Origin of the sequence: Streptomyces sp. AM8-1-1 (assembly GCF_032229325.1) — a bacterium.
Taxonomy (GTDB): domain Bacteria; phylum Actinomycetota; class Actinomycetes; order Streptomycetales; family Streptomycetaceae; genus Streptomyces; species Streptomyces achmelvichensis.
Map to the genome: position 1 here is coordinate 8,309,467 of NZ_CP135086.1, position 14,072 is coordinate 8,323,538.

Annotated in this window: 12 protein-coding genes; 6 read left to right on the plus strand and 6 right to left on the minus strand. The window is 68.3% G+C overall.

The annotated features are described in order from the left end of the window. Window positions 1-50 precede the first annotated feature (50 nt). Window positions 51-1,277, plus strand: a complete 1,227-nt coding sequence (locus RPQ07_RS37010) for a cytochrome P450 (RefSeq protein WP_313948645.1) — start codon at window positions 51-53, stop codon at window positions 1,275-1,277. Between the two features lie 21 nt (window positions 1,278-1,298). Beyond that, window positions 1,299-2,333, plus strand: a complete 1,035-nt coding sequence (locus RPQ07_RS37015) for an NAD(P)-dependent alcohol dehydrogenase (protein ID WP_313948646.1) — start codon at window positions 1,299-1,301, stop codon at window positions 2,331-2,333. A gap of 539 nt (window positions 2,334-2,872) precedes the next feature. Here the strand turns inward: RPQ07_RS37015 and aztA are convergent. Continuing rightward, complete coding sequence (gene aztA, locus RPQ07_RS37020) at window positions 2,873-3,616, minus strand: zinc ABC transporter ATP-binding protein AztA (protein ID WP_313948647.1); 744 nt, start codon at window positions 3,614-3,616, stop codon at window positions 2,873-2,875. A gap of 16 nt (window positions 3,617-3,632) precedes the next feature. On the opposite strand from aztA, the gene aztB reads away from it, so the two are divergent. The 4 genes from aztB (at window position 3,633) to aztD (ending at window position 8,018) form a co-directional block, all read left to right on the plus strand. Next, window positions 3,633-4,511 (plus strand): zinc ABC transporter permease AztB, encoded by an 879-nt coding sequence (gene aztB / locus RPQ07_RS37025; RefSeq protein WP_313949139.1) that lies wholly within the window; start codon window positions 3,633-3,635, stop codon window positions 4,509-4,511. After that, window positions 4,508-5,743 (plus strand): hypothetical protein, encoded by a 1,236-nt coding sequence (locus tag RPQ07_RS37030; RefSeq protein WP_313948648.1) that lies wholly within the window; start codon window positions 4,508-4,510, stop codon window positions 5,741-5,743. The genes aztB and RPQ07_RS37030 overlap by 4 nt, the downstream gene beginning before the upstream one ends. Further along, window positions 5,740-6,729 (plus strand): zinc ABC transporter substrate-binding protein AztC, encoded by a 990-nt coding sequence (gene aztC / locus RPQ07_RS37035; RefSeq protein WP_313948649.1) that lies wholly within the window; start codon window positions 5,740-5,742, stop codon window positions 6,727-6,729. The genes RPQ07_RS37030 and aztC overlap by 4 nt, the downstream gene beginning before the upstream one ends. Before the next feature lie 89 nt (window positions 6,730-6,818). After that, entirely contained in the window at window positions 6,819-8,018 is a 1,200-nt protein-coding gene (gene aztD, locus RPQ07_RS37040; RefSeq protein WP_313948650.1) for a zinc metallochaperone AztD, read from the plus strand. 95 nt (window positions 8,019-8,113) lie between these two features. Here the strand turns inward: aztD and RPQ07_RS37045 are convergent, their stop codons facing one another. The 5 genes from RPQ07_RS37045 to RPQ07_RS37065 all read right to left on the minus strand — a co-directional run bounded on the left by RPQ07_RS37045 (window position 8,114) and on the right by RPQ07_RS37065 (window position 14,044). Next, window positions 8,114-8,269 carry a hypothetical protein gene (locus RPQ07_RS37045; RefSeq protein WP_313948651.1) on the minus strand — a complete coding sequence of 52 codons (156 nt, stop codon included), beginning with the start codon at window positions 8,267-8,269 and terminating at the stop codon, window positions 8,114-8,116. 645 nt (window positions 8,270-8,914) lie between these two features. Next, window positions 8,915-10,006, minus strand: a complete 1,092-nt coding sequence (locus tag RPQ07_RS37050) for a PucR family transcriptional regulator (protein ID WP_313948652.1) — start codon at window positions 10,004-10,006, stop codon at window positions 8,915-8,917. 508 nt (window positions 10,007-10,514) lie between these two features. After that, entirely contained in the window at window positions 10,515-12,155 is a 1,641-nt protein-coding gene (locus RPQ07_RS37055; protein ID WP_313948653.1) for a bifunctional 3-(3-hydroxy-phenyl)propionate/3-hydroxycinnamic acid hydroxylase, read from the minus strand. A gap of 25 nt (window positions 12,156-12,180) precedes the next feature. Further along, window positions 12,181-13,104 carry a VOC family protein gene (locus tag RPQ07_RS37060; protein WP_313948654.1) on the minus strand — a complete coding sequence of 308 codons (924 nt, stop codon included), beginning with the start codon at window positions 13,102-13,104 and terminating at the stop codon, window positions 12,181-12,183. Window positions 13,105-13,168: 64 nt separating this feature from the next. Beyond that, window positions 13,169-14,044 carry a fumarylacetoacetate hydrolase family protein gene (locus tag RPQ07_RS37065; RefSeq protein ID WP_313948655.1) on the minus strand — a complete coding sequence of 292 codons (876 nt, stop codon included), beginning with the start codon at window positions 14,042-14,044 and terminating at the stop codon, window positions 13,169-13,171. Between the last annotated feature and the right edge of the window lie 28 nt (window positions 14,045-14,072).

Here is a 14,072-nt window from a genome sequence, read left to right on the forward strand (position 1 = left end):
CCTTCTGGACCAGCGCGTCACCGGACAGCGCCAACAGGAAGAAGAGCATCATGGCCGAGGAAACCCCCTGGCAGCAGGTTCTCCGCAACGCCAACCGCGCCAATCCGTACCCCTTCTTCGAGGAGCTCCGGAAGACCCCGGTGTCGCTGCAGCCGGACGGCAGCTATGTCGTGAGCACCTATCGAGAGGTCGTCGCGCTGCTCCACGACAACCGTGTCAGTTCGGATACGAGGAAGCGCCCCGGGGCGCTCCCGGGGACCGACCCCTTCGAGGGGACGATCATCACCACGGACCCGCCCGGGCACGATGGGGATCGCCGCCGGATGAATCGGCACTTCGGGCCGCCCGAGTGTCCCCACATGATCGCCGACATGGAGCCCGAGATCGGCCGCATCTTCGCCGAGCTTCTGGACGGCATGAAGGGCAAGACCCGAATCGACGTCGTCGACGAGTTCGCCTTCCCGGGGCCGGTGACCGTTATCTGCAAGGTCCTGGGCGTGCCGCTGGAGGCCATCCCGCGCATCCACGACTGGATCGAGAAGGCCCTGGACGGGGTGGACTTCGGCCCGGAGGCGAACGACCCGGAGCAGCAGCGCCGCCTAGAGGCGGTTCCCGCTCAGGTGGCCGCGTTGAGGCAGTACCTGGCTGACCTGTTCGACCAGTACCGCAAGCAGCCCAGCCCGGGCATGTTGTCGGATATGTGCAACGACGACGGCCCGGAGGGGCGCCTGTCCCCCCAGGAGTCGCTCGTCAACAATGCAATGCTCATGCTCTTCGCCGGGCATGAGACGACGGTCAACCTGATCGCCCACAGCGTGCTGTCCCTGCTGCGGTACCCCGACCAGCTCCAGAAACTGCGCCGCCAGCCCGAGCTCATCGTGCCCGGGATCGAGGAGCTGCTGCGCTTCGAGTCGTCGGTCCAGTTGTGGCACACCCGCTCCGCCCTCGAGGACATAGAGATCGCCGGCACCACCATCCCGGCGGGCTCGACGATCTTCCTGTGCTACGCCTCGGCGAACCGCGACCCGGAGCGGTTCGAGAATCCCGACAAGCTCGACCTCGAGCGCCCGAACAACGACCACGTCGGCTACAGCCAGGGCATCCACTACTGCTTCGGCGCTCCGCTCGCGCGGCTGGAAGTCCAGACCGCTGTCAGCGAGTTCTTCCGCCGCGTGGAGAACCCGCGGCTCGTCGAGGACCCGCCCCCGTACCGCCACAACCAGATTTTCCGCGGCCCGCGCCACCTCCTGGTCGACTTCGACGGAATCCGCGACTGAGCCCCCGAGCAAGGGATAGCCATGAAAGCATTCCAGTTCGTCGAACCGCAGAAGCCGGCGGAGCTGCGCGAGGTACCGGTGCCCGAGCCCGGGCCGGGGCAGGTCTTGGTGAAGGTCGGGGGGGCCGGCGCCTGCCACTCGGACCTGCATCTCATGGAGGCGCCCCCGGAGCGCGTGGGGGGGCTCCCTTTCACTATCGGCCACGAGAACGCGGGGTGGGTGGAGACGCTGGGACCGGGCGTCACCGGGTTCGCGCCCGGAGATCCGGTGATCGTCTACGGCCCCTGGGGCTGCGGGCTGTGCGCCAACTGCCGGGAGGGCCGGGAGAACTACTGCCAGACGACGGGCGGTCTGGGCGGGGGCCTGGGTGGTCACGCTGGCGGTATGGCTGAGTACCTGCTGGTTCCGGCGTCGCGCTTCCTGCTTCCGCTGGGCACCCTCGATCCCCGCGAGGCCGCCCCGCTCAGCGACGCGGGGCTGACCAGCTATCACGCCGTCAAGCGGTCGCTGCACCTGCTGGGGCCGGGCTCGACGGCGGTGGTGATCGGGGCGGGCGGTCTGGGCCAGATGGCCATTCAGATTCTGCGAGCGCTCAGCGCGGCGACGACCGTCGTCGCGGTAGACACCGACGCCGGCAAGCTGGAGATCGCCAAGAGCATGGGCGCGGACGAGGCGCTGGTTTCGGGCGACCAGGCGGTCACGCGCATCAAGGACATGACGCGGGGGCAGGGCGCTCAGCTCGTGCTGGACATGGTGGGCGTAGACCCGACTCTGCGGATGGCGGCTCAGGTGGCCCGGGTGCTCGGCCACCTGACCATCGTCGGTCTCGGCGGCGGAGCACTTCCCGTCGACTTCTTGAGCCCGCCGCACGAGTGTTCGGTCACCTCGCCCTACTGGGGCTTCATCCCCGAACTCATGGAAGTGGTCACCCTTGCCCAGCAGCAAAAGATCAAGATGCTGGTCGAGTACTTCCCCTTGGAACGCGCCAATGAGGCATACCAGCTGCTGCATGACGGCAAGATCCAAGGACGAGCCGTCATCACTCCCCACGCGTGAGTACCGTCATCCACGCGACCGCGCCACGACGGAGCATGGGGCCACACCTCTGCCTTCGGGTGTTAGGCGGCCTCCTTCGGTCCTCGGACCGCTCTCGACGGCCCTGCCCTCACGCCGCGGTGGCGCCCCAGCAGGACCCGGACGCGCACCCCCTGTGCACATGTGGCTCCGAACGCCGCCGCAACGTGCAGCACGGATGGCAACCATAGCGGCGAGAAGTTTCGCGTCGGGTCCTGGCAAGCCAGTGAGGACACGTAGCTCGACAGTGTGTTGCTGCTTCACCTTGATCGCAGGCCAGGAGGAAGGGCAACTGCTGAGGCCTGCCGACAAGGGCAGTGCCCACGCCCCGCCTTGAGCGGACATGCTGCTGCGGAAACTTGCCATAGCGATGTCTAGCGCAGTCACCTCCACCTTCATTTGACAACCCTGATGACGATCGCGGTCCGACCCGCCACATGGACCGTGGTGCTCAACTGGGCTGTGGCTACGGGTCGCCGAACAGGGCGAGCGGGTCCGGGACGGGTAGAAGTTCCGGTGGTTCAGAGCGGTTGCCAGATCCGGGCCATCGTGGACGTGGTGAGGACTCGGTCGGGATGCCCCTGTCCGGCGAGGCGGCCGTCCTTGAGCAGGAGGCAGGCGTCCGCCGTGCGTGCGACCGCCAGGTCGTGCGTGGCCTGGACGACCGTCACGCCGTCTGCGACCAGCGTGGTCAGCAGTTCCCCGATCCGTTTCCTGGCCTCCGGGTCCAGGCCCGTGGTCGGTTCGTCGAGAAGCAGCAGGTCCGATTCCTGTGCCAACCCTTGAGCGATGAGGGCGCGTTGACGCTGCCCGCCGGACAGTTCTCCCAGTTGGCGTGAGGCGAGGTCTCGGATGCTGAGTCGGTCCAGCGCGGAGTCCACGGCCGAGTGGTCCTGGCGGGTCAGCCGCCGCCACGGTCCGCGCTCGCCCCAGCGTCCCATCTCCACGGTCTGTCGGACGGTGAGCGGCAGGTTGTCGCCGACGGCTCCGCGCTGCGGTACGAAGGCAGGTGGTCGTTCTCCGTCGTGGTGGACCGCGCCGGATGTCGGAGGGATCACACCGGCGAGAACGCCGAGCAGGGTGGACTTGCCGCTGCCGTTCGGTCCGACGAGTGCCGTCGTGGCCAACTTCGGTATCTGTGCATTGAGTTGCTGGAGGACCGGGTGTCCCGGATAGCCGGCTGACAGCTCGGTGCAACGGATGCGGGGGGTCCGCTTTTGGGGCGAGGTGGGCGAAGGGTCGGGTTTTTTGAACATGATTTTCATTGTAGTGTCCTCGCTCATGGAATGGTTGACAGCCCCGTTCGAAGTGACCTTCGTGCAGCGAGCCCTATGGGGCGGGATGCTCGTGTCCGCGATCTGCGCGCTGGCGGGCACCTGGGTGGTCCTGAGGGGGATGGCCTTCCTTGGCGACGCCATGTCTCACGGTCTGCTGCCGGGGGTCGCGCTCGCCTCACTGTTCGGCGGGAACCTGCTGGTGGGCGCAGTGGCCAGCGCCGCGGTCATGACGGCGGGCGTCACCGTACTGGGACGTACGCCGAGGCTGCCCCAGGACACCGGCATCGGACTGCTCTTCGTCAGCATGCTCTCACTCGGCGTGATCATTGTGTCGCGCTCGCAGTCCTTCGCGGTGGACCTGACCGGCTTCCTGTTCGGTGACGTCCTCGCCGTCCGGCAGCAGGACCTCTTCCTGCTGGCGGCGGCACTGTTCGCGGCGCTGGTGGTTTCGGTCTTCGGCCACCGCGCTTTCCTGGCCCTGGCGTTCGACTCACGCAAGGCTCAGACCCTGGGGCTGCGTCCGCGGCTGACCCACGCCATGCTGCTCGGCCTGCTCGGTCTGGCGATCGTGGCCTCGTTCCACATCGTGGGAACGCTGCTGGTCCTCGGCCTGCTTATCGCTCCGCCGGCGGCGGCCCTGCCGTGGGCGCGCAGCGTACGCGGGGTCATGACGCTCGCTGCACTCCTCGGCGGCGCGGCCACGTTCGGCGGCCTGCTGCTGTCCTGGCACCTGGGCACGGCCGCTGGCGCGACCGTATCGGCCCTTGCGGTGAGTCAGTTCTTCCTCTCCCACGTGGTGTCCGGCCTACGTCACCACCGTGCGCGCCTCGTCCAACCCCCGCCCTTGAAGTCAACGGAAAGAAGCCTGAGGCGATCGTCATGACCGTCCGCAGAAACGTCACTCCGTGGGCTCCGGCTGTACTGGTACTCACCGCGTTGCTCGCTACGAGCTGCGCGGAAGAGAAAGACAACGACTCCCGACCCGCGGCAAGTTCCTCGTCCGCCACTCCGCACGGGTACGTCGAGGGAGCACAGGAGGCCGCCGAGCAGCAGTCCCGCCTGCTCCTCAACGACCCCGACAGCGGAAACAGCCGGGTGCTCGACCTCATCACCGGCAAGGTGCACAAGACGGCACAAGTAGAAGGTGCCGTACGGCTGGGCACGGACGGAAGGTTCGGCTACCTCCACGCCTCCGGCGGCACGCATGTGCTCGACAGCGGCGTTTGGAGGGTGGACCACGGCGACCACGTTCACTACTACAGCGCGGCGATACGTGACGTCGGTGAGCTTCCCGTGGGCGGTCAGGCGCAGGTGCGCAGTGACGTCGCCGTGACCGCAGCGACCGACGAGGACGGGCAGACCACCCTTTACGACCGGAGCAAGCTGGACAAGGGCCAGATCGCGTCTTCCCGGACGTTGGTGGGCACCTACGCCGGCGCCGTCGTGCCGCACGAGGGGCACTTGCTGGCCTTCGCGGACGAGGGCGGCACCACGAAGCTCGTCGTGCTCGACCGCAAGGGCCAGCGCGTCGCCTCCCCGGACGTGGAGTGCGAGGAGCCGCGAGGTGACGCCGTCACCCGGCGCGGCGTGGTCCTGGGCTGCGCCGACGGTGCCCTGCTCGTCCGTGAGGAGGACGGCGCCTTCACCGCCGAAAAGATTCCCTACGGCGAAGACGTCTCGGCGAAGGAAAGGGCCGCCTCGTTCCGCCAGCGACCCGGCAGCGACACCCTCACAGCACCGGCCGGGGACGACGCCGTATGGGTCCTGGATGTCACCGAGCGGACCTGGACCCGGGTGAGCACCGGGCCCGTCGTCGCCGCCAACACGGCCGGATCGGGCTCCCCACTGCTCGTCCTGGAGACCGACGGCTCGCTGCACGGTTACGACATCGCCACCGGGAAGCAGATCACGCGGACCAAGCCGCTCCTGACCGGAGAAGAGCGGGCCGACACCGACGGCAGCACCCCCGTCATCGAAGTCGACCGCAGCCGCGCCTACGTCAACGACCCCGAGGGCAAGAAGGTGTTCGAGATCGACTACAACGACGACCTGCGCATCGCGCGCTCCTTTGATCTGGACATCGAGCCGGTCCTCATGGCGGAGACCGGCCGATGAGCCGGATCGCGGCGAAGCAGCGCGTGCGGGTGAGCGTGGCACGGCTGCGCCGTCTGGCCGTGGGCCTGCTCGCCCTCGTCACGGCCGCTGCCGCCACGGCTTGCACCACCGGTCAGGACCAGCCGAGCATCGTCGTCACGACCAACATCCTCGGCGACATCACCCGGGAGATCGTGGGTGACGAAGCCGACATCACCGTGCTGATGAAGCCCAACGCCGACCCGCACTCCTTCGGCCTGTCGGCGGTCCAGGCAGCCGAGCTGGAGCGGGCCGACCTGGTTGTCTACAACGGCCTGGGACTTGAGGAAAACGTACTGCGGCACGTGGGCGCCGCCCGCGAGTCCGGCGTCGCCACCTTCGCCGTCGGCGAGGCGGCCGACCCGCTCACCTTCCATACAGCCGACGACGGAGGCCCGGAGCAAGAGGATGAACAGTCCGACCCGCACTTCTGGACCGATCCCGACCGGGTGCGTCGGGCCACCGGCCTGATAGCCGATCAGGTGATCGAGCACGTCGACGGCGTGGACGGCAACGCGATACGCGCCAATGCCGATCGCTACGGCGAAGAACTTGCCGACCTCACCACCTGGATGGAGAAGTCCTTCGAGCGCGTTCCCAAGGACAAGCGTGCCCTGGTGACCAACCACCACGTCTTCGGCTACCTCGCTGACCGCTTCGGCTTCCAGGTGATCGGCGCGGTCATTCCCAGCGGCACAACGCTGGCCTCACCCAGCTCCTCCGACTTGCGCTCGCTCACCGACGCGATGGAAAGGGCCGGCGTACGAACCGTGTTCGCCGACTCCTCCCAGCCCACACGACTCGCCGAAGTCCTGCGTACGGAACTGGGCGGCCGGGTCCAGGTCGTCGCGCTCTACTCGGAGTCGCTGACCGCGCAGGGCGAAGGTCCCGACACCTATCTGCGGATGATGCGCGCCAACACCACCGCCATGACCGACGGCCTGACCGACGGCTCAAGCGGCAACTGACTCCCTGAATCCCAACGGACACCGGCCGACCGGGCCGAAACCGTCACACACCACTGCCACCACCGCCCGCCGCGGAAAGGAACACGTCGATGAGCAAGTCGATACGCAACAGAGCCCTCACGGGAATGGCACTCGCCCTGGCCGTGTCCACGGTTCTGACCGCCTGCGGAGAGGGGGACTCCTCCTCCGACGCCAAGGCCGAGGGCACCGCGAGTGCCGCGCCCGCCGCCGCGGTCAAGAACCCGCTGGTCACCACTTTCGACGGCGGACTGTACATCCTGGACGGCGAGAGCCTCAGGCTAACCAAGACCATCGAGCTCTCCGGCTTCAACCGGGTCAACCCCGCGGGCGACGAGGACCATGTCATCGTCTCCACCGACACCGGTTTCCGCGTGCTGAACGCCACCGGGCAGGCCCTCACCGACATCGAGTACAAGGGTTCCAAGCCCGGCCACGTCGTACGTCACGCGGGCAAGACGGTGCTGTTCACCGACGGCACCGGAGAGGTCAACGTCTTCGACCCCGCCGACCTGAGCAGTGGCGAGAAGCCGGAAGGACGCACCTACACCTCTGCTGAGGCGCACCACGGTGTCGCCATCGAACTGGAGAACGCCGAACTCCTCAGCACGCTGGGCACCGAGGAGAAGCGGACAGGCGCGCTGGTACTGGACGAGAACACCAAGGAGATCACACGCAACGAGCAGTGCCCCGGCGTGCACGGTGAGGCGGCCGCCCAGAACGAGGCCATCGCCGTCGGCTGCGAGGATGGCATCCTGATTTACAAGGACGGCGCATTCACCAAGGTCGACGCCCCCGACGACTACGGACGCATCGGCAACCAGGCTGGCAGCGACACCTCCCCGGTCCTCCTGGGCGACTACAAGACGGACCCGGAGGCCGAGCTGGAGCGGCCCACCCGTGTCTCCCTCATCGACACCGAGAAGAAGAAGCTGCGTCTGGTCGACCTGGGCACCAGCTACTCCTTCCGCTCACTGGCCCGCGGCCCGGAGGGCGAGGCCCTCGTTCTCGGTACCGACGGCGCTATCCACGTCATCGACCCGGACAGCGGCGAGATCGAGAAGAAGATCCCCGCCGTGGGTAAGTGGCAGGAGCCCTTGGATTGGCAGGAGGCCCGGCCCACCCTGTTCGTCCGCGACGCCACCGCGTACGTCTCCGATCCCAGCAAGAAGGCCCTGCACGCCATCGACCTGGAGAGCGGCAAGAAGATCACCTCCGTCACCCTGCCGGAGAGCACCAACGAGCTGTCGGGCGTCGTTGCGGGGCACTGACTTCGCATGCTGCCGTTCCGTGGCTGGACGTCCAGGCAATGCCTCGCAATACGGGTTCCTCGGCACTAACGATGCGCCACACCCATGTGCGTCACTCACCAGTCGATGGATGGCAGAAGACGGTGTTGCCGCTGGAGTCCATGAGGGAGATTGGGCTGAGGTCTGCCACGCTCCACGGTGTCGGGTCCTTCCCCCGGCCGCAGGGCTTCGATGAGCACGTCCTTGACGTCCTGGCCGATCTCGCGCGCCATGACCACCACACGGCCGCCGCTGCCACCCTGTAACTGCTGTTCCTGGGAATGGCTAGGTTGCGGGAGCTCGTTGAGGACACCATGTGAAGGGGGCTCGTGACCGAGGCCCCCTGAGCCGTCGGCCGCCCTATGCGGACGGCTCAAGTGATGGGTGCGAGTTTTTGCAGTTGGCCGCCCCGCGGGCGGCAGCCGGGCTATGGCTGGCCTTCGCTGCACGGCGCCAGTTTCCCCTGCGCGTCGTGGCATTGGGTGTGGGGCTTGTCGGGCGGAGCGTGTGTCCTTCTTTGGCTAACCGAACGCCTGGGGGATCGTTGGCTATGGCTGAATACAGCGGCATCATGACCGTGCACGTGATGCCGGACCGGTCCTTTGACCTTGCAGTCCACCGTCTTGCCATTCGTCACGCGTCTTTCCGCCTCGCGCGTCCATGCCGGTCTCGGACGGGGGACGACTTCCCGTCACCCGCTTGCGGCACGACCGGCGGGGGAGTCCGCCCACACAAACGGGTGGGGCCCCTGGCGCACAACGGAAAGCCCTCTTCGTCGAGACCCGAGCCCGGTCATGGCAGCTTCCTCATCCCAATGATCTACGAACGTGGCTACCGGGGCAGGCGCCAGGAAGTCCGCGACACAAGACAGCGAGACTTCAATTGACGGCCGACGTGCCGGTTGGCGAGGCATTCGCGATTTCGAGCGCTACGCGCAGTTCCAGTGAGCTGAGTGCCGTGGTAGCTGTGGGCAGTAATTCCTCAGCGCGCTTGACGCGGTAGGTCACGGTGTTGCGGGCAATGTGCAGGCGCTCGGCCGCCGTGCGGGGGCTGCGTCCTTCGGCGAGGTAGATGCGCAGGGTTTCGCGCAACTCACGCAGGCGGCCTCCCTCGGCCGCTAGCGGCCCGAGGACCTCCTGAACGAACCAGCGTGCGCGTTCGGAGTCAGCCGTGACGAGGGCCGCCAGGCGGATGTTCCTGTAGTCGCAGAGCCAGTACTCCGAACCGCGCAATGCCATCCGTTGTGCCTGCAGCGCCCCCATATGGCTGCGCCGCATGCCGCGGGGCCCTGGTGCCGGCGGGCCGAGAGCCGCACGCACCCCTGCCGGCTGGGGCAGAGAGCTGGGCAAGGAGCGGATGAGGTCATCGGCGTTCTCGCCGCCGACGGCGAACCATGCCCACACGTCGTTGTCGTGGGCCGGGACGATGAGCGTCCTGGCCGTCTCCAGGGCGCGGGCCATATTGGAGGCCGCGCGGTAAAGATGTTCTGCGGCGGGCGCGGAAGAGGCGGTGCCGTCGCTCCACAGCACTGCGGCCACATGCGTGCGAGACAGGTCGTACCGCAGACGCAGCGCGGCGGCTTCTTGGTCGACCGGGCGCCCGGCCAGTACTTCGTCGATGACCGCGCGGCGGGCAGCTTCGTCACTGCCGCGCCAGCGGTCCCGTTCGGCGATGTACTCCTCGGCCATCACGCTCGAATGGGCGTCGACGTAGGTGAACAGCAGGTCCTCGATCCGGCGCATCTCGGCCAGACGCTGGTCGGCCGGGACGTGCTCCTCGACTCCTGCTGCCAGGCCGCGCGTCAAGTGGGCGTGTCCGAGCCGCACTCCGCGCAGGACGAGCTCCAGCGGGATGCCGCGGCGCGCGAACTCCCGGCATCCTTCCAGCGCTTCCTCGGCGAGAGGGGGGATGGGGGCGTTGAAGTCGGACATCATCAAGTGCAATCCCGTCAGCACCGCCGACTGGGTCACACGTCTCAGGGTAGTCGTGGCGGCGGGGCCGCCGCCGTGCTCGGGCACCCTCCTGATGACTTCCTCTGCGATGGCGTCGGCGCTCTGGAGGGCCCACTGGACCGGGGCAGGGCCGAGCTCTGCCCGGGCCGCGGCAAGGTCCGCCGGCGACAGGACGGTCTCGGTGGGGCGTGCGGGGTCCGGCCGCAACCACTGGAGCCACTCACCCGTCACGTTCCCGTCCCTCCGTCGCCGGTGAGGCGGGCGAGCGGGCTGCTCGCCGCTGCCACCCGGGCCACGAAGATCATATCTTCCCCCGGAGAGTCGAGCAGGCGCGGACGTCGCCGCTGACGGGTGCGGCCACGCGGCAGGAGGCGTTCTACCCGGCCGGGACGGTTGCACCGTTCACCGGCCGGGGTTGTTCACTCCACGCGACGGCACGGGGCGGCGCGGTGATCCCCGGCCCCGATGCCGCGCGTCGCTGTGTTCGCAAAGGCTGGCCGTGGGCTCCAGTTGTGGTGCCCACGGCTCAAGCGGTGAGCTCCGGGGCGGATACCGCCGTGAGTCCGCCGCGCAGCGCAGCCACCAGACGCGGGAGGTCGGCCGTGCTCTTGGCGCCGCCGAAGACGTAGAAGTCGGGGCGCACCAGCATGGCCTCGAGGCCCTTACGGGTAAGGTCGGCCAGGTAGGTGCGGTCGAGATCGACGACGTCGTCGGGGCCGTTCGCCGCCGGGTCGTCGGTGATCCTGAGCAGACGGAGCCCGACCTCTTCACACCAGGCCAGGGTCTCCTCGTCGAGCCCGTCACGCGGATCACCGTTGGTGAGCAGGGTGAGCCCGATGCCGACGGCTTCGTCGAACATGCCGGTACGGTCCCCGACCCGCACCCGTCCCTGCCGGCTGAGCTGCCCGGTCGGCTCAGCCGTGGCCCCGGTGCAGTCGCGGTCCAGCAGTCCGCCGGTGAAAGTCACCAGAAACTGATCTCCTTGCGGTACGCGGCCTGTCTGCTGGTCGGCGATCATGCGGGCGTCGCGCTCTGCGGCCGCGGCCGGGTCCGGCTCGCAGATGACCCTGCCGAGGCCCACAGACTTCTCGATCGCATGCTGCAGATGCTGGCATCGCTCGGTGGTGTAGGTGTCCAGCAGACTGTCCTCGGCCTTCCCGGACAGCACCAGGTCGAGCTTCCAGCTCAGGTTGATGGCGTCACGGAGGCCCGAGCACAGGCCCTGCCCAGCGAATGGCGGCATCTGGTGGGCCGCGTCCCCGGCCAGCAGCAGCCTGCCGTCGCGCCAGGAGTCCGCCCAGCGTGCCTGGAAGGTGTAGACGGTTTGCCGCTCCATGGTGGCGTTGTCCGGGTGCAGGTCCCACGGCTCGAGCAGCTTCCAGGCGGTCTCGGCCTTACTGAGCTCGGCGATGGACTCGCCGGGCAGGCGCATGAACTCCCAGCGACGGCGGCCCGGGCCGCCGACCACCGCCGTGGTCGGCCGGGCCGGATCGCAGAGCTGAAGGTTCCTTGGCGTCCATTCGCGGTCCCGGTCATGGGGGATGACGTCGAGGACCAGCCAGTCGAACTTGAAGCCGAGGTCGGTGACCGATGTGCGCATGCACGAGCGGATGAAGCTGTTGGCGCCGTCGCAGCCGACCACGTACGCGGCCCGGAGAGTGCGCTTCGCCCGTACTCCGTCACGGAGCAGGGGCTCGTCTCCGGCGCTCTCCGCCACAGTGACTTCCACCGTCGCGGGGCCCGCCTCGACGCCGACGGCTTCCCAGCCGCGCAGGATGTCGATCTCCGGCATCGACCGGACGCGCTCGTTCAAGGCCGCTTCCAAGGTGGGCTGGTTGAACGCGCTCAGGTTGGGCCAGCCGGAGTGGCTGCCGTCAGAGAAGTCGTAATGGAGTAGTTGCTGACCCTCTCCGTTGCGCCACTCGTAGTCCACAGCGGGTTCACTGACAGCGGCCATGTCCACCCCCAGCGATGCCAGGATGCGGCCGGCCTCATGGTCGAAGACAACCGCGCGCGGCAGCGGGTACTGCTGCGGCCAGCGTTCGACGATGCCGACCCGGCGGCCGCGGGTGGCCAGCTGGATGGCCGCGGCCAGCCCGACCGGACCGGCGCCGACTATCAGTACGTCGTAGGCCTCCGCGGCGGGGCCCTTGGCAGAGGTGCGCATAACGTGCCTGCGTTCCTTTTCTTCGTCAGCCGGCGTCGTGCGCGCCGGTCATCATTGCGGCTAGGTCCTCGGGACGGAGGAAGGACGGCGGTACCGGCGGGCCCCAGTTGTACAGCGCGACGCGGGCGTCCTCCCACATCCCCGGGGTCCACAGCTGGTCGTCGACGATGCAGTCCATGTCGGAGTAGTACTCGGAGAAGTTGCCGGCCGGGTCCTTGAGGTACCAGAAGAAGTTCGACCCCAGCTGGTGGCGGCCCAGACCCCAGACATGGCGCTCGGGGTGATCTTCCAGCATCCGGGTGGCTCCGCGTCCGACCTCGTCCACGTCGTCCACCTGCCATGAGGTGTGGTGCAGGAAGGAGATGGGAGCCTCCTGGACGAGGACGTTGTGGTGGTCGGTGGAGCAGCGCAGGAACGCCGCGCCCGGTACCTGGTCGCTGACCTTGAAGCCGAGCCCGTCGGTGAAGAAGCGCTGGGAAGCCTTCTGGTTGGTGGAGCCCAGGACGACGTGTCCCAGGCGGCGGACGTACACCGGCCCCTCACGCAACACGCCGGGGGCACGCTCGCCGGTCCGCTCGATCCGCCCAGGAGCGTTGTACGGCATCCGCGCGGCTGCGGGCTGCACGGTGCGCGGCTGCACCTCGACCGTCACCGTCACCTCGGTGCCCGGGTCGACCGTGCGCAGGCGGTACGCCTCCCGGACGAACGGCACCTCAAGCCGGTCGAGGGCCGAGCCGATCCGCCCGAGGTCGTCCTGGTCGTCGGCGCTCAGGGTGAGCTCCTCCAGGCGGCGCCGCGTCGCGTGAACGATCTTGAGCTGTTCGCCGCCGTCGGCCGTGGCGAATCGGCCGTCGCCGAGGTCCGTCAGCCCGAAATCGGCGTAGTAGGCCGAGGTGTCGGCCACATTGGGCACCCCGATCGTGATGTGCGCCACGCGGTGCAGGGCCATGGCAGTCTCCTCAAAGAGCTTCGATGTCGGGTGGTGCACTCAGGAAGGGGTGGGGGGCCGCGCGTCAGACGGCCTGCGGGCCTTCGGGGTAGCCGGGGCCGGCGACCAGCGGATTGCGCAGCTCACCGATGCCGTCGATCCAGCTGCGCAGTTCCTCGCCGGGCGCCAGGAACCGGCGCGGGTCCCGGGCGCCGCCCACGCCTGCCGGAGTGCCGGTGAAGATCAGGTCGCCGGGCAGCAGCGGGCAGATCGACGACATCCAGGCGATCTGCCGGGACACCGAGAAGATCAGCTGGGAGGTGCGCGACTCCTGCATGGTCTCGCCGTCGATCGCGCAGCCGAGCGCGAGGTCGTCGGGGTTGTCGAACTCGTCCGGGGTAACCAGCACCGGCCCGGTCGGGCTGAAGTTGGGAAAGGACTTGCCGAGGGAGAACTGGGGCGCCTGTCCCGACAGCTGGATGCCGCGCTCGGAGAGGTCCTGGCCGAGCGTGAGGCCGGCCACGTACTGCCACGCGTCCGAGGCGGCGACCTGGTACGCCTCACGACCGATCACCGCTACCAGCTCGACCTCCCAGTCGACCAGGGCACTCGGCAGCTCGACCGTGGCGTAGGGCCCGGTCAGGGACGTGACGTACTTGGTGAAGACAGCGGGACGCTCCGGTACGGCGACCCCCGACTCCGCCACGTGGTCGGCGTAGTTCAACCCGACCGCGAAGACCTGCCGCGGGCGCGGAACCGGCGCGCCCAGCTGCTGTTCCACCACGGCGATCCGCTCGTGGCCGCTCGCGGCCTGCGACTGGGCCCAGTCGCGGAACTCGGCCCAGCGGTCGAAGACTGCCTGCGGGTCCGAGGAGAACAGCCCGTCGCTGGCCTTCTCCACGTCCACGGCACCGTCGGGGAAGACGAGCACGAGACGGCTGTTGAGCGTGGCTGTGCGCATGGCACAACACCTCCATATGAGAAAAGTG